Here is a 21,105-nt window from a genome sequence, read left to right on the forward strand (position 1 = left end):
GGTTTGCACAGCCCGCCTTCAATCAAACTGCGCGCGCATCCAGGCCAGATACCCGGCCACGCCCGCCTCACCTTCGCGGGGCGCCCAAACAGCGTATTCGCCTTCACCCACGGGTTGATAAGGCCCAGCCTTGCATTCGAACATCAGCGTATCGGCCTCCAGCACCACAAAGCTGTGGAACACGCCCGGCGGCAGGTCGACACCCAGGCAATCGCCGCCGGCCTGCATGACACGCTTGCTCAGCAGTTCACCCGAGTCGCTGAACACCAGCAAACCAAGGCAACCTTTGAGCACCAGGATGGTTTCGGCTTTGTCGATACCCAGGTGCCGGTGCGGCGGGACGTAGGTACCCGGCTGCATCCCAATGGCCATGCGGTGACAGGGTTCTTGCATCTGGTGGAAGTTGTGGTGATGGCGACCGCGCGGGCTGGCCGCGGCTTTTTCGGCCAGCTCGGCGAACAATGACTGATCGAAAAAACCCGTTGTCGCCATGTCTTACATACCTTTGACGGCGTAGATACCCGCAGCGTTGCGCCAGTAGCCTTTGTAGTCCATGCCGTAACCGAAGATGTAGCGGTCGATGCACGGCAAGCCGACGTAATCTGCTTTCAGATCAGGGCGAGCCTTGCGGTCGTGATCCTTGTCGATCAGCACGGCGGTGTGCACCGCACGGGCACCGGCGTGTTTACAGAAGTCGATGATCGCGCCCAGGGTATGACCTTCGTCGAGGATATCGTCGATGATCAGAACGTCACGGTCGATGAACGAAACTTCTGGCTTGGCTTTCCAGAACAGGTCGCCGCCACTGGTTTCGTTGCGGTAGCGGGTCGCGTGCAGGTAGGACGCTTCCAGTGGGAAATTCAGATGGGGCAGCAGTTTGCCGGAGAAAATCAGACCACCGTTCATCACACAGAAAACCACTGGATTACGCTCAGCCAGCTCGAAGTTGATTTGCGCACCGACTCGGGCGATGGCCGCCTCGACTTCAGCTTCGGTGTACAGGCAGTCAGCCTCTCGCATGATTTGACGGATATGCTCGAGATCAGCGGACATGGCGTTCTCCAAGGGGGTGGCTGTTTCGGAAAAGCGGGCAAAGGTACGCATCCTGCGAAGTCAGATCAAGCGTTTCTGGACTAACGTACAGCATGTCTATAGGACAACACCCTCGGATAGATTAACCTAGGCCGGTTTTTTTGCCCGCCGCCGGAGCCTTTCCCCATGCCCATCCGTGAGATCCGCCATCCGCTGATCCGCCACAAGCTCGGCCTTATGCGCCGCGCTGACATTAGCACGAAGAACTTCCGTGAGCTTGCTCAGGAAGTCGGTGCCCTGCTCACCTACGAGGCCACCAAAGACCTGCCCCTGGAGAGTTACGAAATCGAAGGCTGGTGCGGCGCCGTTGAAGTCGAAAAAATCGCCGGCAAGAAAATTACCGTGGTGCCGATCCTGCGCGCCGGTATCGGCATGCTCGAAGGCGTCCTCAGCCTGATCCCGGGCGCCAAGGTCAGCGCCGTGGGTGTGGCCCGCAACGAGGAAACCCTCGAAGCGCATACCTATCTGGAAAAACTGGTTCCGGAAATCGACGAACGCCTGGCCATGATCATCGACCCGATGCTCGCCACCGGCGGTTCGATGGTCGCGACCATCGACTTGCTGAAAAAGGCCGGCTGCAAGGACATTCGCGCCATGGTCCTGGTCGCCGCTCCCGAAGGCATCGCCGCCGTGGAGAAAGCTCACCCCGACGTGACCATCTACACCGCGTCCATCGATGAGCGCCTGAACGAACACGGCTACATCATTCCGGGCCTGGGTGATGCCGGCGACAAGATTTTCGGTACCAAGCAGAAGGACGCTTGAGCATGCAGGACGAGTTCAACGACCCGCTCTGGCGCCAGATTCTGTCGGGTGCACAGATGTTGTTCGTGGCGTTTGGCGCGTTGGTGTTGATGCCGCTGATTACCGGCCTCGACCCCAACGTCGCGCTGTTCACGGCGGGCCTGGGGACTTTGCTGTTTCAGCTAGCCACCGGGCGCCAGGTGCCGGTGTTCCTGGCTTCGAGCTTTGCCTTTATCACGCCGATCATTCTCGCCAAGGGCCAGTTTGGCCTCGCCGCGACCATGGGCGGGGTGATGGCGGCCGGTTTCGTTTATACCTTTCTGGGCATTGCGGTGAAGATCAAGGGCACCGGTTTTATCGACCGACTGTTGCCACCCGTGGTCATCGGCCCGGTGATTATTTCCATCGGTCTGGCCATGGCACCGATTGCCGCCAACATGGCGATGGGCAAGGCCGGCGACGGGACTGAGCTGATCCACTACCAGACGGCAATGATGATCTCGATGCCGGCACTGCTGACTACGTTGATCGTGGCTGTGTTCGGCAGGGGGATTTTCCGCCTGGTGCCGATCATTTCCGGCGTATTGGTGGGGTTCGCCATGGCGTTCTTTTTCGGCGTGGTCGATACCGCAAAGATTGCCGCAGCACCGTGGTTCGCGCTGCCGCACTTCACCGCACCCGAGTTCAACTGGCAGGCGATTCTGTTTATCGTTCCAGTCGCGCTGGCGCCAGCCATCGAGCATATCGGCGGGGTTATTGCGGTCGGTAGTGTTACAGGCCGTGATTACTTGAAGAAACCCGGTCTGCATCGCACGCTGTTTGGTGATGGCATCGCCACCACCGCCGCTGGACTGCTGGGTGGCCCACCCAACACCACCTACGCCGAAGTGACCGGCGCGATAATGCTGACCAGGAACTACAACCCGAAAATCATGACCTGGGCGGCGATCTTCGCCATCAGCCTGGCGTTTATCGGTAAATTCGGCGCGTTGTTGCAGAGCATTCCGGTGCCAGTGATGGGCGGGATTCTCTGCCTGTTGTTCGGCTCGATCGCCGCAGTGGGGATGAACACGATGATTCGCCACAAAATCGATCTGAGCGAAGCGCGCAATCTGGTGATTGTGTCGGTGACCCTGGTGTTCGGGATTGGCGGCGTGCTGATCGGTACCGGGACAGGCCCGAACGACTTCGGCCTCAAAGGCATCGCCTTGTGCGCCGTGGTGGCGATTGCACTGAACCTGATCCTGCCGGGTAACGATAGCTGGAAGCACAAGAAGGCGGATGAGTCGTTGCTCTAAACCTTGATCGTTCCCACGCTCTGCGTGGGAATGCAGCCCGTGACGCTCCGCGTCACAGTAAGAGCGGACGCAGGCGTCCAGTGAGGCATTCCCACGCGGGAGCGTGGGAACGATCATTGCTCCTACAACACAATCGGCGCCCGCTCGCAAAGCGCATTCAACGCATGCGCCCACTGCGGGTTGTCATTCAGACACGGCACCAGCACCAGCTCCTCACCACCCGCTTCGCGGAATTGTTCTCGCCCACGATCACCGATCTCTTCCAGCGTCTCTATGCAATCGGCGACGAATGCCGGGCACATCACCAGAATTTTTTTCACGCCCTGCTGCGCCAACGCCTCAAGACGTGCTTCGGTGTAGGGTTCGATCCATTTGGCGCGGCCCAGCCTGGACTGGAACGACACCGACCACTTGCCCTCCGGCAATCCCATGCGCTGCGCAAAGGCCTGTGCGGTGCGCAGACACTGGCCGCGATAACAGGTCGCCACGACTTCCGGCGGTGCATCACGGCAGCAATCCCCGCCCCCTTCGAAGCTATGGCCAGGGTTAAGCTTCTTCAAATGCCGCTCTGGCAAGCCATGAAAACTCAGCAGCAGGTGATCGAAATCCTGCTCTAAATGCGGCTTGGCACTGGCGACCAAGGCGTCGAGGTATTCCGGCTGATCATAAAACGGCTGCAAGATCGAGAACTGCACCGCCAGTTTCTTAGCCAGCACCACGCGTTTGGCTTCCTCGATCACCGTGGTCACGGTGCTGTCGGCGAATTGCGGATAGAGCGGTGCAAGCGTCACGCGCTTCACGCCTTGGGCAGCCATGCGAGTCAGCACCGTTTCAATCGACGGCTCGCCATAACGCATCGCCAATTCCACCGGTCCCTGCTTCCATTGCTCGGTCATCGCCTGTTGCAGGCGGCGGCTGAGCACCACCAGCGGGGAGCCTTCATCCCACCAGATCGACGCATAGGCTTGGGCAGACTGCTCAGGGCGCTTGATCAGAATCAGCGAGACCAACAAACGCCGCACCGGCCAGGGTAAGTCGATGACGTAAGGGTCCATCAGAAATTGATTGAGGTAGCTGCGCACATCTGCCACCGAAGTGGAAGCTGGCGAACCCAGGTTGACCAGGAGCAACGCGTGATCGGTCATGCAACGTCCTATTTCAAAGGCGGCTGGATAAATCGTCCAGGGCCGCGCGCAAATCAGTGAACTGGAAAGTGAAACCCGCCGCCACCAAACGCGTCGGCATGGCCCGCTGGCCACCCAGCAGCAACAGTGACAACTCGCCCAGGCCAACTCGCAAAGCGAAGGCCGGCATCGGCAGTATCGCCGGTCGGTGCAACACGCTGCCAAGGGTCTTGGCAAACTCGCGATTGCGCACAGGCTCAGGCGCACAGGCATTATAAGGACCGCGTGCATCATTCTGATTCAGAAGAAAATCAATCAGGGCGATTTGATCGTTGATATGGATCCATGGCATCCACTGCCGACCACTGCCGATCGGCCCGCCCAGCGCCAGTTTGAACGGCAACAACAGGCGCGACAAAAAGCCGCCCTCGGCGGCCAGCACCAGCCCGGTGCGGATCAGTACCACGCGAATGCCCATGGCCTCGGCACGTTGTGCCGTCTCCTCCCAGGCAATACACAACTGGCTGGCGAAGTCTTCACTGACCGGAGGCGAGTCCTCGTTCAACACACGCTCACCGCCATCGCCGTACCAACCCACCGCCGAACCGGAAATCAGCACACGGGGTTTCTGCTCGCGACTTTCCAGCCAGGCGAGCAAGGTTTCGGTCAGGCTGATCCGGCTGCTCCACAGCTTTGCCTTGCGCCTGTGGGTCCAGGGCCGATCAACAATGGGCGCACCGGCGAGGTTGATCACCGCATCGACCGGATCCGGACCGATTTCCTCGAGCCGACCTATTCCACGTACCTGGACTCCGCAGAGTTTGGTCACCTTGTCGGGTCGACGACTCCACACAGTCAAACGATGGCCCCGGGTCAACCAGTGTCGACAAAGTTGACGTCCTATCAAACCAGTACCGCCGGTCAGCAATATGTGCATGACATCTTCCTCGCATGGCGTTTTACCCGGATCACTAGTCTATTTTTATAAGCAGGGATCTTTTCAATCGGATAAGCCCTATGGTTAACAATAGGACAACCTATCTAGAACAGCTTGTAAGACCGAGAACGCCAAAAGTTATACCAAAAAACAATATTGTATAGGTTTAAACGACGGCGTAGTCTGTACTGAAAGGTAAGCGAGGCCCCTATGACTGTACCCATCGCAATCATCGGTACCGGTATCGCCGGACTCTCAGCTGCCCAGGCACTTCGCGATACCGGGTATGAAGTGCAGCTTTTCGATAAAAGCCGTGGCAGCGGCGGACGCATGTCGAGCAAGCGCAGTGACGCTGGCGCGCTGGACATGGGTGCGCAGTATTTCACCGCCCGCGACCGCCGCTTCGTCATCGAAGTCCAGCGCTGGCAAGCCAATGGCTGGGTCGCCGTATGGTTGCCGCAACTCTATAACTTCCACGGCGGCCAGCTCAGCCCCTCGCCGGACGAACAGATTCGCTGGGTCGGTACGCCACGCATGAGCGCCATCACCCGTGCCCTGATCGGCGATATGGAAGTGCATTTTTCCTGCCGCATCACTGAGGTCTACCGTGGCGAACAACATTGGCATCTGCAAGATGCCGAAGGCTTCACCCATGGCCCTTTCAGTCATGTGGTGATTGCCACTCCAGCGCCTCAGGCCACCGCCCTGCTGGCTTCCGCGCCGAAACTGGCCGGTGTCGCTGCCGGGGTGAAGATGGATCCGACCTGGGCCATTGCCCTGGCATTCGAAACACCGCTGGACACCCCGATGGAAGGCTGCTTCATACAGGACAGCCCGGTCGACTGGCTGGCTCGCAACCGCAGTAAACCGGGGCGCGACAACACGCTCGATACCTGGGTACTGCACGCCACGAGTAGCTGGAGCCGGCAGCATATCGATCTGCCAAAAGAGGCAGTGATCGAGCAACTGCATGGCGCTTTCGCCGAACTGCTGCACAGCGCCATGCCCGCTCCGACCTTCAGTCTCGCCCACCGCTGGCTCTATGCCCGGCCGGCCAGCAGTCATGAATGGGGGGCGCTGGCCGACGCCGATCTGGGTCTGTATGTGTGTGGCGACTGGTGCCTTTCCGGGCGGGTCGAAGGGGCCTGGCTCAGCGGTCAGGAAGCCGCCCGACGCTTGCACGAACACCTGCAGTAAACCGCATCAAAGCGCGCAAATTGCTGCTGTCGAAATGGACAGCAGCCCACCGCGACCTCTCCCGGCAAACCTCCACAAAATACCTATACAGACAATTTGACTTGTAGACCTTTGAATCTATGATGAACAAAAGCTGTACAGACACAATGATTTGTATAGCTATAGATCCGAGGTTCTCCAATGCCCAGCGACCTTGCTGCAACCAGACCTAAAATTGCCATCAGCGCTGCAGACAAGCAGGAACTGCAGCATGTCATCGGCCAGTACCGCCACGGCATCGTGCCGCTGGTGGTGCCGCTAACGCTGCCCAAGCATCACTTGCGCCAGCATCCCGATCCGTATGTGGCGCAGCAGGTGTATCTGCAACCGCACCCGGAAAACCTCAGCCTGCAAAGTGCGATTTAGACCATGGCCAAGCCCGACACCACAACCAATGATGATCCTGCCCCCGACTACCAAAGGGCGCTGGACGAAGGCTGGCTACCGATTCGCGAAGTCGCCCGCCAGACCGGCGTCAACGCGGTCACGCTACGGGCATGGGAGCGGCGTTACGGCTTGATCGTGCCCCAGCGCACGCCCAAAGGTCACCGGCTGTTCTCGGCCGAGCATGTGCAGCGCATTCTGACGATTCTGACCTGGCTCAATCGCGGTGTTGCCGTCAGTCAGGTCAAGCAGTTGCTCGACACCCCACAGGCTTTCGCCCAGCCAGCCGACAACGATTGGCACGCCCTGCGTCAGAGCATGATGCACGCCATCAGCCAGTTGGCCGAACGCCAGGTCGACGATACCTTCAACCAGGCCATGTCGCTGTATCCCCCGCGAACGTTGTGTGAACAACTGCTCATACCGCTACTGGCAGAACTTGATCAGCGTTGGCAGGGCCAGTTCGGTACACGGATGGAGCGGGTGTTTTTCTATTCCTGGCTGCGCAGCAAGTTCGGCGCGAGGATCTACCACAACAACCGCCAGTTGCGCGGGGCACCGCTGCTGCTGATCAACCACTCGGACCTGCCGCTGGAGCCCCATCTGTGGCTCACCGCCTGGTTGGTGAGCAGCGCCGATTGCCCCGTGGAAGTCTTCGATTGGCCACTGCCCGCTGGCGAACTGGCAATGGCAGTCGATCATCTGCAAGCTCGTGGTGTACTGCTGTATTCGAGCAAAGCCATGAATGTGAGCCAACTGCCGAAAATTTTGAACGGTATCAGTTGCCCAAAAATCATTGCGGGAGCAACGGTGTGCATCCACCACGCCGAGTTGTCCGTAAGCACCGCTGAAATTGCTGATTTATTCCTGGCCGAAGATCCTTTGTCGACTCACCTGGGACTGGTTCAGTGCGGTCTAATTTAAGGAACGACCATGCAATTGATCTGGCTGCGCAGCGACCTGCGCCTACATGACAACACTGCCCTTACGGCCGCCGCAGTGTGCGGCCCGACCATAGCCGTGTACTTTCTGAGCCCGGAGCAATGGCAGGCCCACGACGACGCTCCGTGCAAAGTCGACTTCTGGCTGCGCAATCTACGCGAGCTAGGCAAAGCCCTTGGCGAACTGAATATCCCCTTGCTGATCCGCCATGCCCCTACTTGGGCACAAATACCCCATGTGCTACTTGAGTTATGCCAACAACTCGGTATCGACGCGGTTCACGCCAACGAGGAATACGGCACTCATGAAAGCCAGCGTGATGCGGCGGTCGCCAAAGCGCTGCAAACTCATGGCGTCACCTTTCACAGCTACCTCGATCAATTGCTGTTCAAGCCCGGCAGCGTGCTGACCAAAATGGGCACTTATTTCCAGGTCTTCAGCCAGTTTCGCAAAGTCTGCTACTCCCGCCTGCAAGGCGCACTGCCACGACTGATCGCAGCCCCCGAAGAACTGGCCGCCTGGCAGCAGGCGCGGACGGGGTTACCCATCATCGACGCAGCCATGCGCTAATTGCCGGAAACCGGATGGATGCACAACCGCCTGCGGATGGTCATGGTGATATTATTTCGATGCCAGGGCCCTGCGTTATGAAACTTTGTCTGCGGTTAGCCAAGCCATCGCATGGCTAAAAAGGAGAATGGGATGAGTCGCACACCTGCACGTCGTATCTGGCTGACCGGGGCCAGCAGCGGAATCGGTGCCGCGTTGGCCGAAGAACTGCTCAGGTCCGGTGTGCATCTTGCTGTCAGTTCGCGAACTGTCGCGCCGCTGGAAGCACTGTCCACGCGCTTCCCGGGGCAAGTGCTGCTGGTGCCCGCCGATCTCACCAACAGCCAGCAAGTCCGGGAAGTCGGCGAGCACATCGCAGAGGTTTGGGGGGCTCTCGACACGGTGATCCTCAACGCCGGGACCTGTGAATACGTCGACGCCAGGCAGTTAGACGCATCGATCATCGAGCATGTAATACGCACCAATCTGCTTGCCAGCAGTTATTGCATCGAAGCTGCGCTCCCCCTGCTGCGCGCCGGGAACTTACCGCACCTGGTGGGCATCGCCAGCTCGGTGACCTACCTGCCGTTGCCGCGATCCGAAGCCTTTGGCGCGTCCAAAGCCGGCTTGCGCTATCTGTTCGAGTCCCTGCGCGTCGATTTGGCACCGCAAAGCATCGCCGTCACCGTGGTCAGTCCTGGCTTCGTCGACGCCCCACTGGCCGATAAAAACGACGTCCCCATGCCGACGAGCTGGCCGGTGGACAAAGCCGCGCGGCATATCCTGGAGAAAATCCAGGATCGCCCCCTGGAGGTCGCTTTTCCGGCCTTGTTCATGGCGCAGTTCTGGCCGCTGTCAACGCTTCCCAACCAGACGAAACCGGCGATCGACCAGCTCATGGTCCGAAACGGACCGACGACCGAGGACTAGTCGTAAATGTCGACATCATCGGCAGTGGACACTCGACCGCTGCCCGGCAAGCGTTAGCTCACCGGGCGTCCGTCAGGCCTTTCACACAGCACGGGCCCACTGCCTTACACTGCGCGTCTATGACCAACATCCCCCTCACCGAAATTGCCGAACCGGCGATTACCTGCTCCACCTGCGCAGCCTGCTGCTGCCAACTGGAAGTCATGCTGATCACCGACACCGGCGTGCCTGAACGCTTTATCGACACTGACGATTGGGGCGGGGAAGTCATGCTGCGTCTGGATGATGGCTGGTGCGCCGCGCTGGACCGCAACAGCATGATGTGCACCATCTACGAGAAACGCCCGCTGATCTGCCGGGAGTTCGAGATGGGTGAAGCGGATTGCATCAACGAACGCCAAGGGATTGCTACCGCGTACCGTTGAATCTCAAACGTAAGCATTTGTGGCGAGCAGGCAAGCCCCTCGCCACAATAGTTCCCTGGCCAGTGTTCAGATCAAAGCGGCATCGTGTAATGCAGCGCGTAGCTCTCTATACCGTCGTTATGGCTGTTGATGCTGGCGTTGGAATAGTGAGTCGCGCGAATACCGATTTCATGTCCACCGCTAAAGCGCAGGCCTAAACCGATGCGATCTTCGAACTGAAACGACGACCCCAACTTGTTGTCTTCCACCTCGGTGTGGGCGAACAATGACACACCAATCCCTGCCTCGACATAAGGTTTGACGGTTTCGCCGGCGAACTCATAAACCAGTACCGGAGAGAATGACAGGCTGTGGTTGCTCGGCTTTTTGTCGCCGTTCCAGAAGGTGTAGGCGCCGCTCCAATAGCCGGTTAGACGACCGACATTACTCTGTAGCCAGCTCTTGTCCCAATCCAGTTGCATACCCAGGCGGTAGGTCTGGGTCGAGTCGCTGGTCTCGCCAATCGCGAACTCCACTCCAGCAGCCTGTGCCGAAAAACTTTGCCCCAACAGTGCGGCCGCAAGCGCAGCCAAACAGAATAGTCGCTTCATTAGAAACATCCTTTTCCGAACGATTTCGTATGGTTTTCGTATGGTTTTCGTACTACTCAACAGACTAGCTATAGAACTCGGTGCTGACGTAGAAGCTCAGCTCTTTTGAATCGTTTTTTTTAATTTTTTTACAAAGGGAAGCTTTGCACAGCGCCAGACTTATTCCATAGCAACGGCAAGATATTTCTCAGATGCTCAGGGCTGGCACTGGTCCAGAATTTCGCTTCGTGTGCGGGGCCTTCGGCGAGCATTTCACGCTCGGCGAGCAAGCGTTGAAGTTGCCGGGCCACGGCGGCGCCGGTATCGATCAGGCTGATCTCGTCAGCGAGCATCTGCTTGAGCAATGGCTTGAGAAAGGGATAGTGGGTGCAGCCGAGAATGATGGTGTCGCAACCTGCCGCCAACAGGGGCTCAAGGTAACCGAGCAGTAGCTGGCGAAGCACGGCACTGTGCAGATCACCCGCTTCAATCAGCTCCACCAGCCCGGGGCAAGGTTGGGTAATGACCCGCACATCGGTGGCGAAACGGTCGAGCAACGCGGCAAACTTGGCGCTCTGCAAGGTCCCGGTAGTTGCCAGCACGCCGACCACACCGCTGCGGGTCGCTGCCGCCGCCGGCTTCACCGCTGGCTCCATACCGACGATCGGCCAGTCCGGGTAATCGCGACGCAAGTCCGCAACACCGGCCACCGTCGCCGTGTTACAGGCCAGCACCAACGCCTTGGCACCCTGCCGGGCGAAGAATTCAGCCATCACGCTGCAGCGCTGCCGAATGAACTCCGGAGTCTTCTCGCCATAGGGAATGTTGCCGCAGTCGCCGAAGTACAGCAGCGACTCGTTGGGCAGCAGGCGCTGGATTTCACCCAGCACCGACAGACCGCCGACACCGGAGTCGAACACACCAATCGGCGCTTCACGCATGTTTTGGCCCGCAGACACCGCAGCCTGGATCACGCTTGACCCGCAGTTCGCGAAAGCGCGTACCCAAGGCATCGATCAACAGCAAGCGCCCCACCAGCGGTTCGCCAAAGCCGACCAGCAATTTCAGCGCCTCAAGGGCTTGCAGGCTACCGACCAGCCCCACCAGCGGACCGAGCACGCCGGCTTCACTGCAGGTCAATTCGGCTTCGCTGCCGTGCCCATACAAGCAGTGGTAACAAGGGTTCTCGGGCCGACGCGGATCGAACACCGAAAGCTGCCCCTCCAGGCGAATCGCCGCGCCGCTGACCAAGGGTTTGCGCGCCGCAACACAGGCCGCATTGACGGCTTCGCGGGTAGAGAAATTATCGGAGCAATCAAGAACCAGATCGACAGCAGCGACAGCGGCTGCCAGCGAGTCTTCGTCCAGCGCCGAGCGATGGGCGATCAACTGAATCTCTGGATTGATCGCTGTAAGGCGACGAATCGCCGAATCGACCTTACTCAGGCCAACGCTGTCCGTGTCATGAATGATCTGCCGTTGCAGGTTGGTCAGATCGACCGTATCGAAGTCCGCCAGATGCAGCTCGCCAACCCCGGCCGCCGCCAGGTACAAGGCCACCGGCGCACCGAGACCGCCGAGGCCGACGATCAATATGCGGCTGTTCTTGAGGCGCAACTGACCGTCGATGTCGACATGCTGCAACAAAATCTGCCGGCTATAGCGCAACAGCTCCTGATCATTCAGCACGGTAGACGCCCCAGACTGATACGTTCGTGGTCGCCCAGATCTTTACGACTGTGTACTTCTTCAAAGCCGCGAGTCAGCAGCAAATCACGCACTGCCAGCGCCTGGTCGTAGCCATGTTCAAGCATCAACCAGCCGCCCGCCTCGAGGTGTTGCGGTGCCTGGGCGATGATCAGACGCAGATCGTCGAGTCCGTCCACACCCGCCACCAGCGCACTGGCCGGCTCGAAACGCACATCACCGGCCACCAGATGCGGATCGGCATCGGCAATGTACGGCGGGTTACTGATAATTAGCTGGAAACGATGATCTTGCAGTGCGCTGAACCAGTGACTGTTGAGCACCGTGACATTGTTCAGGTTCAGCCGCTGCCGGTTGCGCTCGGCCAGGGCCACGGCTTCGAGCACCCGATCCACCGCCGTGACGTGCCAGGCCGGACGTTCACTGGCCAGGGCCAAGGCAATCGCGCCGCTGCCGGTGCCCAGATCGAGCACCTTGGCAGGTGTAGCCGGCAACAGTTCCAGCGCGGCCTCCACCAGCAGCTCAGTGTCCGGACGCGGAATCAGTGTATGCGGCGCGACTTCCAGGTCCAGCTTCCAGAAACCCTGCTGGCCGAGAATATAGGCCACCGGCTCGCCAGCGCGGCGGCGCTGTAAATAATCGGCAAAGGTCAGCGCAGCTTCGCTGCTGACGATCCGCTCTGGCCAGGTGTGCAGAAAACTGCGGGACTTGCCCAGAGCTGCTGCCAGCAATAACTCGGCATCCAGACGGGCCGTGGGCGAATCAGGCAGTTCGGCCGAGCGTAACAAGCTGGCAATAATCGTCATTTACTCACCTATCGATGCCAGTTGATCGGCCTGATATTCGGCCAGCAATGGCTCGATCACCGCTTCGACGCCGCCCGCGAGGATTTCATCAAGGGAATACAGGGTCAGGTTGACCCGATGATCGGTAACCCGGCCTTGAGCAAAGTTATAGGTACGGATCCGCTCGGAACGATCACCCGAACCTACCAGCAACTTACGCTCGCTGGCGATGGCATTGGCCGCGGCGCTGGTCTGCTGGTCGTTCAACTTGGCCGACAGCCAGGACATCGCCCGCGCACGGTTCTTGTGCTGAGAACGTTCTTCCTGGCACTCAACCACAATTCCCGAAGGAAGGTGAGTGATGCGGATCGCCGAGTCGGTCTTGTTGACGTGCTGACCACCGGCGCCGGAGGAGCGATAGGTATCGACCCGCAGGTCCGCCGGGTTGATCTCGATGGCTTCCTGTTCATCCGGCTCAGGCAATACCGCCACGGTACAGGCCGAGGTGTGAATACGGCCCTGAGATTCTGTCGCTGGAACCCGTTGCACGCGATGGGCACCCGATTCGAATTTCAGTTTGCCATAGACGTTGTCGCCTTCGACCCGGGCAATGACTTCTTTATAGCCGCCGTGCTCGCCTATGTTCTCCGAGAGAATTTCCACCCGCCAGCCGCGACGCTCGGCGTAGCGTGAATACATACGGAACAGGTCGCCGGAGAAAATCGCCGCTTCGTCACCGCCGGTGCCGGCACGTATCTCGAGGAAGACGTTGCGCCCGTCGTTGGGATCCTTGGGCAGCAGCATGCGTTGCAGGTCGCCTTCGAGCTCGATCAGCCGCTCTTTGGCTTCGCGCACTTCCTCGACCGCCATTTCGCGCATGTCCGGGTCGCTGTCCTTGAGTAGCGCCTGGGCGCCTTCGAGGTCAGCTTGAACCTTGAGCAGTTGTGCATAGGTGGTGACAATCGGTTCAACTTCCGCGTATTCCTTGGAATAGGTACGGAACTTGTTCTGGTCGGAAATGACTTCGCCATCGCCAAGCAAGGCGGTCAATTCCTCGAAACGGTCCTGGAGGATGTCCAGCTTATTGAGCAGTGACGCTTTCATTGCGGTTTTTTATCCGAAAAGCTATCCGATGGGCCCTCACCGAGGGCAAAGAGTTCCTGAGCCATGGCCAGCGCATCGAGGCGGCCTTCGGCGGAAAGCTTTTTCAACTGCACGCTCGGGGCATGCAGCAATTTGTTGGTCAGGCCGCGGGCCAGATGCACCAGCACGTCTTCGGCGTTGCTGCCATTGGCGAGCATGCGCTGGGCCTTGAGCAGCTCTTCATCACGCAGGCGTTCGCTTTGCTGGCGGTAGGCCTTGAGTACATCCACCGCCGCCAGTTCACGCAATCGCACCATGAAGTCGTCGGCGCCGATGGACACCATCTCTTCCGCCGCTTGCGCAGCACCCTGACGACTCTTGAGGTTTTCGGCGACCACTTCGTGGAGATCGTCGACGCTATAGAGGTAAACGTCGTCCAACTCGCCGACTTCCGGCTCGATATCGCGCGGCACGGCGATGTCAACCATGAAGATCGGTTTGTGCTTGCGCAGCTTCAATGCACTCTCGACCGCGCCCTTGCCCAGAATCGGCAACTGGCTGGCAGTGGAGCTGATGACGATGTCGCTGCGAACCAATTCTGCCGGGATATCCGAGAGCAGCACCGCGTGGGCACCGAACTGTTCGGCCAAAATGCTCGCGCGCTCCAGCGTGCGGTTGGCGACCACGATACGCTTGACGCCAAGCTCATGCAGATGTCGGGCGACCAGCGTGATGGTTTCGCCGGCGCCAATCAACAGAGCCTGGCTGCGTTGCAAGTCACTGAAAATCTGTTTCGCCAGGCTGACGGCGGCAAAGGCCACCGACACCGGGTTTTCACCGATGGCGGTGTCGGTACGCACCTGTTTGGCCGCATTGAACGTCGCCTGAAACAAGCGCCCGAGCAGCGGACCAATGGTGCCGGCCTCGCGAGCCACGGCGTAGGCCGACTTCATCTGGCCGAGAATCTGCGGTTCACCCAGCACCAGCGAATCCAGCCCTGAAGCCACACGCATCATGTGACGAACGGCCGCATCATCTTCATGCACATAAGCACTCGCACGCAGCTCCTCGAGGCTCAATTGGTGATAATCGGCCAGCCAGCGCAGCACGATGTCAGCCGAAAGGTGATCCTGTTCTATATACAGTTCACTGCGATTGCAGGTGGAGAGGATCGCAGCTTCGCGGCTATCGGTGAGGCGGCAGAGCTGCTGCAAGGCCTCAACCAACTGCTCAGGGGTAAAGGCCACGCGCTCGCGGACGTCTACTGAAGCAGTCTTGTGGTTGATACCGAGTGCAAGAAAGGCCATTCAAGGTCGCTGATGATGTCGAGAAGCCGTCAATTGTCCTACTTCGCCAGATTCAGAACAACCATTGCCGCAACGAATCCCCCCTGCACGAAGCATTCGAGCGCCCTTTAATATGAATTAACGGGGCGGTTATGTTTGGCCGAAGGCTTGTGTCATGATGATCCGACCGCAGGTTAGTCGTCCTCTTCCTATATGAATAGATCCTCCGCGTTGCTCCTTGCTTTTGTCTTCCTAAGCGGCTGCCAGGCCTTGGCACCCGTATCATCGGACGGTACGCCACCGGTCGAAGACAGCACTCCGGCCCCTGAAAAGCCCAAGGTTTACAGTTCGTTCAGCGAAGATACGATCTTCAGTCTGCTGAGTGCGGAACTGGCTGGCCAGCGCAATCGTTTCGACATTGCACTGGACAACTATGTGACCCAGGCCATCAATACTCAGGATCCGGGAATCTCCGAACGGGCGTTCCGCATCGCCGAGTACCTGGGTGCCGATCAGGCAGCGCTGGACACCGCTCTGATCTGGGCGAAAAACTCCCCGGACGATCTGGAGGCGCAACGTGCCGCAGCCGTTCAATTGGCCCGCGGCGGGCGTTATGACGATTCCATGGTCTACATGGAGAAAGTCCTGCAAGGCAAAGGCGACACCCATTTCGACTTTCTTGCCTTGTCTGCCGCCGATACCGACCAGGACACCCGCAACGGCTTGATCAAAAGTTTTGACCGGTTATTGCAGAAACACCCGAAAAACGGTCAGTTGATCTTCGGCAAAGCGTTGTTGCTGCAACAGAATGGTGAATCCGGGGCCGCACTGACCCTCCTTGAAAAAAATCCACCGGAAGATGGCGAAGTAGCACCGCTGTTGCTCCACGCCCGCCTGCTGCAAAGCATGGGTCGTGGCAAGGAAGCCTTGCCACTGCTGGAAAAAAGCATCCGTAAATACCCGGACGACAAACGCCTGCGCCTGACTTATGCACGCATGCTGGTCGAACAGGACCGCATGCACGACGCCAAAGTCGAGTTTTCCAGGCTGGTTCAGCAATACCCGGAAGATGACGAGCTGCGTTACTCACTGGCGCTTGTCTGCCTGGAAGCCAAGGCCTGGGAAGAGGCCAAGGGCTATCTGGAAGACCTGATCGCCCGGGAAAGCCACGTCGATTCGGCACACCTGAACCTGGGCCGCATCGCCGAAGAACGCAACGACCCACAAGGTGCACTGATCGAATACGCCCAGGTTGCACCGGGCAATGACTACCTGCCGGCGCAATTGCGTCAGGCCGATATTCTGATGAACAACGGTCGCACCAGCGAAGCCGAAAGCCGTTTGGCCACTGCCCGCGACACTCAACCCGATTACGCAATACAGCTGTATCTGATCGAGGTTGAGACCTTGTCTGCCAACAATCAGGGCGATCGCGCCTGGAAAGTATTGCAGCAAGCCTTGCAGCAGTACCCGGACGATCTGAATCTGCTGTATACCCGCGCCATGCAGGCGGAAAAGCGCAATGACCTGGCGCAGATGGAAAAAGACCTGCGGCTGATCATCAAGCACGATCCGAACAATGCGATGGCGCTGAATGCTCTCGGCTACACCTTGTCGGACCGTACAACGCGTTACGCCGAAGCCAAGGCGCTGATCGAACAGGCTCATCAGCTGAATCCGGAAGATCCGGCGGTACTCGACAGCCTCGGCTGGGTGAACTTCCGCCTGGGCAACCTCGATGAAGCCGAACGCTTGCTGCGCCAGGCCCTTGAGCGCTTCCCCGATCAGGAGGTCGCTGCGCACCTGGGCGAAGTCCTGTGGGCCAACGGCAAACAACGCGAGGCCAAGCAAATCTGGGGCAAATTCCTCAAGGATCAGCCCGACAGCCCTACCCTGCGCAGCACCATTAAGCGCCTGACCGGATCCGAGACTTTTTAAGATTATGTTTTTGCGCCACTTTATCGTTTTCAGCTTCATCGCCCTGCTTGCCGGTTGCGCGGGCTTTGGCGCCCGTGAGTCCGTCGAAGGTCACGGCAACCCCGCGCAATGGCGCGTGCACAAACAACAGTTGAGCAGCCTCGATGGCTGGCAGATCAGCGGCAAGGTCGGCATTCGCGCGCCGAAGGATTCGGGTAGCGGCACCTTGTTCTGGCTACAACGTCAGGACTACTACGACATACGCCTGTCCGGCCCATTGGGTCGCGGCGCGGCACGCCTGACCGGTCGCCCGGGCCGGGTGGCACTGGAAGTCGCCAACCAGGGACGCTATGAAGCGCCTACGCCAGAGGCCCTGCTGGAAGAACAACTCGGCTGGAGGCTGCCGGTCTCGCATCTGGTCTGGTGGGTTCGCGGTCTTCCCGCGCCCGATAGCAAAAGCCGCCTGAACCTCGATGCCGACAGCCGCCTGGCCAACCTCGAGCAGGATGGCTGGCAGGTCGAGTATTTGAGCTACGCCCAAGAGAACGGTTTCTGGCTACCGGAACGAATCAAGCTGCATGGTCCCGACCTCGACGTCACGCTGGTGATCAAGGACTGGCAACCGCGCAAACTGGGGCAATGACATGACAACTCCACGCCTGACCCTGCCTGCTCCGGCAAAACTCAATCTGATGCTGCATATCCTCGGTCGCCGTGAAGACGGCTACCACGAGCTGCAGACGTTGTTTCAGTTTCTCGATTATGCCGACGAACTGACCTTTGCCGTTCGCGATGACGGCATCATCAAGCTGCATACCGAATTCGACGGCGTCCCCCACGACAGCAATTTGATCGTGCGCGCGGCGAAAAAGCTTCAGGAACAATCCGGCTCCACGCTGGGAATCGATATCTGGATCGAAAAAATTCTGCCCATGGGCGGCGGAATCGGTGGCGGCAGTTCAAATGCGGCGACCACTCTGCTCGGCCTCAATCACCTCTGGCAAACGGGTTGGGATGAAGATCGATTAGCGGCTTTGGGCCTGACATTGGGCGCGGACGTCCCGGTTTTCGTGCGTGGGCACGCAGCTTTCGCTGAGGGTGTGGGAGAAAAACTCACCCCCGTAGACCCCGAAGAGCCGTGGTATCTCGTGCTTGTGCCGCAAGTATCTGTAAGTACAGCAGAAATTTTTTCAGATCCACTGTTGACACGTAACTCTCCGCCCATTAAAGTGCGCCCCGTTCCCAAGGGAAACAGTCGAAATGACTGCTTACCGGTGGTAGCAAGGCGTTATCCAGATGTACGTAACGCATTGAATTTGTTAGGTAAATTTACCGAAGCAAAACTCACCGGAACTGGAAGTTGTGTGTTTGGGGGCTTCCCAAGCAAAGCTGAAGCTGATAAAGTCTCGGCCCTTCTTACAGAGACCCTAACAGGGTTTGTAGCAAAGGGAAGCAACGTTTCGATGTTGCATCGCAAGCTGCAAAGTCTGCTCTAAAAGGAACCGGGTGCTGGGCACTCGTTGCAACAGATACAGGGGCGTCGCCAAGCGGTAAGGCAGCAGGTTTTGATCCTGCCATGCGTTGGTTCGAATCCAGCCGCCCCTGCCATTTTCCTATACTCATCCAGGTATACCCTCAGCCTTCAGGTACTGCGCGTGTCCAAGATGATGGTCTTTACGGGGAACGCTAACCCCGATCTGGCTCGGCGTGTTGTACGTCAGCTGCATATCCCACTCGGTGACATTTCTGTCGGTAAGTTCTCCGACGGCGAAATCACCGCTGAGATTAATGAAAACGTCCGCGGTAAAGACGTCTTCATCATTCAGCCGACGTGTGCTCCGACCAACGATAACCTGATGGAACTCGTCGTGATGGCTGATGCCTTCCGTCGCTCCTCAGCAACTCGAATCACTGCGGTGATCCCCTACTTTGGTTATGCCCGTCAGGACCGCCGTCCGCGTTCCGCACGTGTGGCTATCAGCGCGAAAGTCGTCGCTGACATGCTCACCGTAGTCGGCATCGATCGTGTTCTCACGGTTGATTTGCATGCTGACCAGATCCAGGGCTTCTTCGATATTCCGGTAGATAACATCTACGGCTCCCCGGTATTGGTGGATGACATCGAAGACCAACGCTTCGAAAACCTGATGATCGTGTCCCCGGACATTGGCGGCGTCGTGCGTGCACGTGCTGTTGCCAAATCCCTGGGCGTGGATCTTGGGATCATCGACAAGCGCCGTGAGAAAGCCAATCACTCTGAAGTGATGCATATCATCGGTGATGTCGAAGGGCGTACCTGTATTCTGGTCGATGACATGGTCGATACCGCCGGCACCTTGTGCCACGCGGCTAAAGCCTTGAAAGAGCATGGCGCTGCCAAGGTCTTTGCCTACTGCACACACCCTGTGCTGTCGGGGCGAGCGATCGAAAACATTGAAAATTCCATGCTGGACGAGCTGGTGGTGACTAACACCATCCCGCTGTCCGCTGCAGCACAAGCCTGTTCGCGTATCCGTCAACTGGATATCGCACCGGTAGTTGCCGAAGCGGTTCGCCGTATCAGCAACGAAGAATCGATCAGCGCGATGTTCCGCTAAGGGCCCTGCCCTTCGCACTCATCACGATGACGAAAAGCGCCCCGCCCCGGCATTCTTGTTGGGGCGGGGCTTTTTTGCCCATATCGCCTTTAGCGCTGGTCGCAAACGCTGGGGCGAATGTGGTTATTTTGGAGATACAACATGAACGATTTTACTCTGAATGCTGAAGTGCGTTCCGACCTGGGGAAAGGTGCGAGCCGCCGCCTGCGTCGTCTCGCAAGCCTGGTTCCAGCTGTAGTTTACGGTGGCGAAAAAGCCCCTGAATCCATCAGCATGCTGGCTAAAGAAGTTGCCAAACTGCTCGAAAACGAAGCTGCTTTCAGCCACGTTATCGAACTGAACGTTGGCGGCACCAAGCAAAACGTCGTTATCAAAGCTCTGCAGCGTCACCCGGCCAAAGGCCACGTGATGCACGCTGACTTCGTACGCGTTGTAGCTGGCCAGAAACTGACCGCTCACGTTCCAGTGCACTTCATCAACGAAGAAGCTGCCCTGAAGAAAGGCGGCGAAATTTCGCACGTTGTTGCTGAAGTCGAAGTTTCTTGCCTGCCAAAAGACCTGCCTGAATTCATCGAAGTCGACCTGGCTAGCGCCGTAATCGGTTCGATCATTCACCTGTCCGACCTCAAAGCACCTAAAGGCGTTGAGTTCGTAGCTCTGGCTCACGGTAACGACCTGGCTGTTGCCAACGTTCACGCTCCACGTGTTGCTCCAGAAGCTGCAGAAGGCGCTGCAGAGTAATTCACTCTGTACGCCGGAGTTTGTTGGAAACATCGCGGACTAGAGCGTAGCGAGAAAGCGGGCGAGAACGCGGAGTTTACATAATGGTAAATGAGCATTTTTCGTCCACTTTCGCCGCACAACCTCAACGCGGCGATGCTATCCACAACTCCAAAGAAGGGCCCCTGATGTGACTGCCATACAACTGATCGTTGGCCTGGGAAATCCAGGCACCGAATACGAACAGACCCGGCATAACGCAGGGGCCCTTTTTGTTGAGCGCATCGCATCGGCCCAGCGCATCAATCTGGTGCCCGAGCGCAAATTTTTTGGCCTGACCGGGCGCTTCACGCATCAGGGTCAGGATGTTCGTCTGCTGATTCCCACCACGTTCATGAACCGAAGTGGCCAGGCCGTAGCGGCACTTGCCGGTTTTTACCGCATCCCACCGGAAGCGATACTGGTGGCGCACGACGAACTCGACTTGCCACCCGGCGTAGCCAAGCTCAAACAGGGCGGCGGGCATGGCGGTCATAACGGCCTGCGCGACATCATCGCGCAGCTCGGCAATCAGAATACTTTCCACCGCTTGCGGCTTGGCATCGGCCACCCAGGCGTCGCCAGTATGGTTTCAAATTTTGTCCTGGGTCGTGCGCCACGCGCCGAACAGGAAAAACTCGATGCAAGCATCGACTTTGCCCTCGGCGTGCTGCCGGATATTCTCGCTGGTGAATGGAACCGCGCGATGAAAAACCTGCACAGCCAGAAGGCCTGACTCTT

Annotated in this window: 23 protein-coding genes, 1 tRNA gene and 1 pseudogene; 15 read left to right on the forward strand and 10 right to left on the reverse strand. The window is 58.5% G+C overall.

Features of this window, described 5'->3' with window-relative positions; all coding sequences use genetic code 11:
• Positions 1-18 precede the first annotated feature (18 nt).
• On the reverse strand, positions 19-492 hold the full coding sequence (locus tag AC07VR_RS10505; RefSeq protein ID WP_494991799.1) for a WbuC family cupin fold metalloprotein: 474 nt from the start codon (positions 490-492) through the stop codon (positions 19-21).
• A gap of 3 nt (positions 493-495) precedes the next feature.
• Positions 496-1,053 carry a hypoxanthine-guanine phosphoribosyltransferase gene (locus AC07VR_RS10510; protein ID WP_494991798.1) on the reverse strand — a complete coding sequence of 186 codons (558 nt, stop codon included), beginning with the start codon at positions 1,051-1,053 and terminating at the stop codon, positions 496-498.
• Positions 1,054-1,218: 165 nt separating this feature from the next.
• Between AC07VR_RS10510 and upp the strand changes: the two genes are divergently transcribed.
• Together upp and AC07VR_RS10520 are read left to right on the forward strand one after the other, a co-directional pair.
• Positions 1,219-1,857 carry a uracil phosphoribosyltransferase gene (gene upp / locus AC07VR_RS10515; RefSeq protein WP_494991797.1) on the forward strand — a complete coding sequence of 213 codons (639 nt, stop codon included), beginning with the start codon at positions 1,219-1,221 and terminating at the stop codon, positions 1,855-1,857.
• A gap of 2 nt (positions 1,858-1,859) precedes the next feature.
• Positions 1,860-3,134, forward strand: coding sequence for a uracil-xanthine permease family protein (locus AC07VR_RS10520; protein ID WP_494991796.1), 1,275 nt, complete (start codon positions 1,860-1,862; stop codon positions 3,132-3,134).
• A 122-nt stretch (positions 3,135-3,256) separates the two neighbouring features.
• Here AC07VR_RS10520 and hemH read toward each other — a convergent pair whose 3' ends face one another.
• Together hemH and AC07VR_RS10530 are read right to left on the reverse strand one after the other, a co-directional pair.
• Positions 3,257-4,279, reverse strand: coding sequence for a ferrochelatase (gene hemH / locus AC07VR_RS10525; protein ID WP_495011195.1), 1,023 nt, complete (start codon positions 4,277-4,279; stop codon positions 3,257-3,259).
• A 13-nt stretch (positions 4,280-4,292) separates the two neighbouring features.
• The gene (locus tag AC07VR_RS10530; protein WP_494991794.1) at positions 4,293-5,195 is read right to left on the reverse strand and encodes a TIGR01777 family oxidoreductase; all 903 of its coding nucleotides are present in this window, start codon (positions 5,193-5,195) and stop codon (positions 4,293-4,295) included.
• Positions 5,196-5,405: 210 nt separating this feature from the next.
• Here AC07VR_RS10530 and AC07VR_RS10535 point away from each other — a divergent pair, with 210 nt between their 5' ends.
• The 6 genes and pseudogenes from AC07VR_RS10535 to AC07VR_RS10560 all read left to right on the forward strand — a co-directional run bounded on the left by AC07VR_RS10535 (position 5,406) and on the right by AC07VR_RS10560 (position 9,661).
• The gene (locus tag AC07VR_RS10535; RefSeq protein ID WP_494991793.1) at positions 5,406-6,392 is read left to right on the forward strand and encodes an NAD(P)/FAD-dependent oxidoreductase; all 987 of its coding nucleotides are present in this window, start codon (positions 5,406-5,408) and stop codon (positions 6,390-6,392) included.
• 210 nt (positions 6,393-6,602) lie between these two features.
• Positions 6,603-6,797 (forward strand): annotated as a pseudogene (locus AC07VR_RS10540) (DUF1722 domain-containing protein); the annotation flags it as partial.
• 3 nt (positions 6,798-6,800) lie between these two features.
• The gene (locus AC07VR_RS10545) at positions 6,801-7,739 is read left to right on the forward strand and encodes a MerR family transcriptional regulator (protein WP_494991791.1); all 939 of its coding nucleotides are present in this window, start codon (positions 6,801-6,803) and stop codon (positions 7,737-7,739) included.
• 9 nt (positions 7,740-7,748) lie between these two features.
• Positions 7,749-8,327 (forward strand): deoxyribodipyrimidine photo-lyase, encoded by a 579-nt coding sequence (locus tag AC07VR_RS10550; RefSeq protein WP_495011196.1) that lies wholly within the window; start codon positions 7,749-7,751, stop codon positions 8,325-8,327.
• A 132-nt stretch (positions 8,328-8,459) separates the two neighbouring features.
• Positions 8,460-9,236, forward strand: a complete 777-nt coding sequence (locus AC07VR_RS10555; protein ID WP_495011197.1) for an SDR family NAD(P)-dependent oxidoreductase — start codon at positions 8,460-8,462, stop codon at positions 9,234-9,236.
• 119 nt (positions 9,237-9,355) lie between these two features.
• Positions 9,356-9,661 (forward strand): YkgJ family cysteine cluster protein, encoded by a 306-nt coding sequence (locus AC07VR_RS10560; RefSeq protein ID WP_494991788.1) that lies wholly within the window; start codon positions 9,356-9,358, stop codon positions 9,659-9,661.
• Positions 9,662-9,732: 71 nt separating this feature from the next.
• Here the strand turns inward: AC07VR_RS10560 and AC07VR_RS10565 are convergent, their stop codons facing one another.
• From AC07VR_RS10565 to hemA, 6 genes are all read right to left on the reverse strand, one after another.
• Entirely contained in the window at positions 9,733-10,251 is a 519-nt protein-coding gene (locus AC07VR_RS10565; RefSeq protein WP_494991787.1) for an acyloxyacyl hydrolase, read from the reverse strand.
• Positions 10,252-10,379: 128 nt separating this feature from the next.
• The gene (gene murI, locus AC07VR_RS10570; RefSeq protein ID WP_495011198.1) at positions 10,380-11,171 is read right to left on the reverse strand and encodes a glutamate racemase; all 792 of its coding nucleotides are present in this window, start codon (positions 11,169-11,171) and stop codon (positions 10,380-10,382) included.
• A complete protein-coding gene (locus AC07VR_RS10575; protein WP_495011199.1) occupies positions 11,164-11,919 on the reverse strand; it encodes a molybdopterin-synthase adenylyltransferase MoeB in 756 nt (251 codons plus the stop codon). Before AC07VR_RS10575 ends, murI begins: the two co-directional genes overlap by 8 nt.
• Positions 11,913-12,743: a peptide chain release factor N(5)-glutamine methyltransferase gene (gene prmC, locus AC07VR_RS10580; protein WP_494991784.1), complete on the reverse strand. Its 831-nt coding sequence runs from the start codon at positions 12,741-12,743 to the stop codon at positions 11,913-11,915. Before prmC ends, AC07VR_RS10575 begins: the two co-directional genes overlap by 7 nt.
• Positions 12,744-13,826, reverse strand: a complete 1,083-nt coding sequence (gene prfA, locus AC07VR_RS10585) for a peptide chain release factor 1 (RefSeq protein WP_494991783.1) — start codon at positions 13,824-13,826, stop codon at positions 12,744-12,746.
• Positions 13,823-15,112, reverse strand: a complete 1,290-nt coding sequence (hemA, locus tag AC07VR_RS10590) for a glutamyl-tRNA reductase (protein WP_494991782.1) — start codon at positions 15,110-15,112, stop codon at positions 13,823-13,825. Before hemA ends, prfA begins: the two co-directional genes overlap by 4 nt.
• A gap of 192 nt (positions 15,113-15,304) precedes the next feature.
• Here hemA and AC07VR_RS10595 point away from each other — a divergent pair, with 192 nt between their 5' ends.
• The 7 genes from AC07VR_RS10595 (at position 15,305) to pth (ending at position 21,100) form a co-directional block, all read left to right on the forward strand.
• Positions 15,305-17,029: a tetratricopeptide repeat protein gene (locus AC07VR_RS10595; RefSeq protein WP_495011200.1), complete on the forward strand. Its 1,725-nt coding sequence runs from the start codon at positions 15,305-15,307 to the stop codon at positions 17,027-17,029.
• A gap of 4 nt (positions 17,030-17,033) precedes the next feature.
• On the forward strand, positions 17,034-17,651 hold the full coding sequence (gene lolB, locus AC07VR_RS10600) for a lipoprotein insertase outer membrane protein LolB (RefSeq protein WP_495011201.1): 618 nt from the start codon (positions 17,034-17,036) through the stop codon (positions 17,649-17,651).
• A 1-nt stretch (position 17,652) separates the two neighbouring features.
• Positions 17,653-18,504, forward strand: coding sequence for a 4-(cytidine 5'-diphospho)-2-C-methyl-D-erythritol kinase (gene ispE / locus AC07VR_RS10605; protein WP_494991779.1), 852 nt, complete (start codon positions 17,653-17,655; stop codon positions 18,502-18,504).
• Positions 18,505-18,541: 37 nt separating this feature from the next.
• Positions 18,542-18,616: transfer RNA gene (locus tag AC07VR_RS10610), tRNA-Gln, on the forward strand.
• Between the two features lie 47 nt (positions 18,617-18,663).
• Positions 18,664-19,605, forward strand: a complete 942-nt coding sequence (locus tag AC07VR_RS10615) for a ribose-phosphate pyrophosphokinase (RefSeq protein WP_003208392.1) — start codon at positions 18,664-18,666, stop codon at positions 19,603-19,605.
• 141 nt (positions 19,606-19,746) lie between these two features.
• Positions 19,747-20,346 (forward strand): 50S ribosomal protein L25/general stress protein Ctc, encoded by a 600-nt coding sequence (locus AC07VR_RS10620; protein WP_494991778.1) that lies wholly within the window; start codon positions 19,747-19,749, stop codon positions 20,344-20,346.
• 169 nt (positions 20,347-20,515) lie between these two features.
• Positions 20,516-21,100 (forward strand): aminoacyl-tRNA hydrolase, encoded by a 585-nt coding sequence (gene pth, locus AC07VR_RS10625; RefSeq protein WP_489072296.1) that lies wholly within the window; start codon positions 20,516-20,518, stop codon positions 21,098-21,100.
• Positions 21,101-21,105 lie beyond the last annotated feature (5 nt).

The organism is Pseudomonas sp. GW821-FHT02H09 (genome assembly GCF_059421425.1).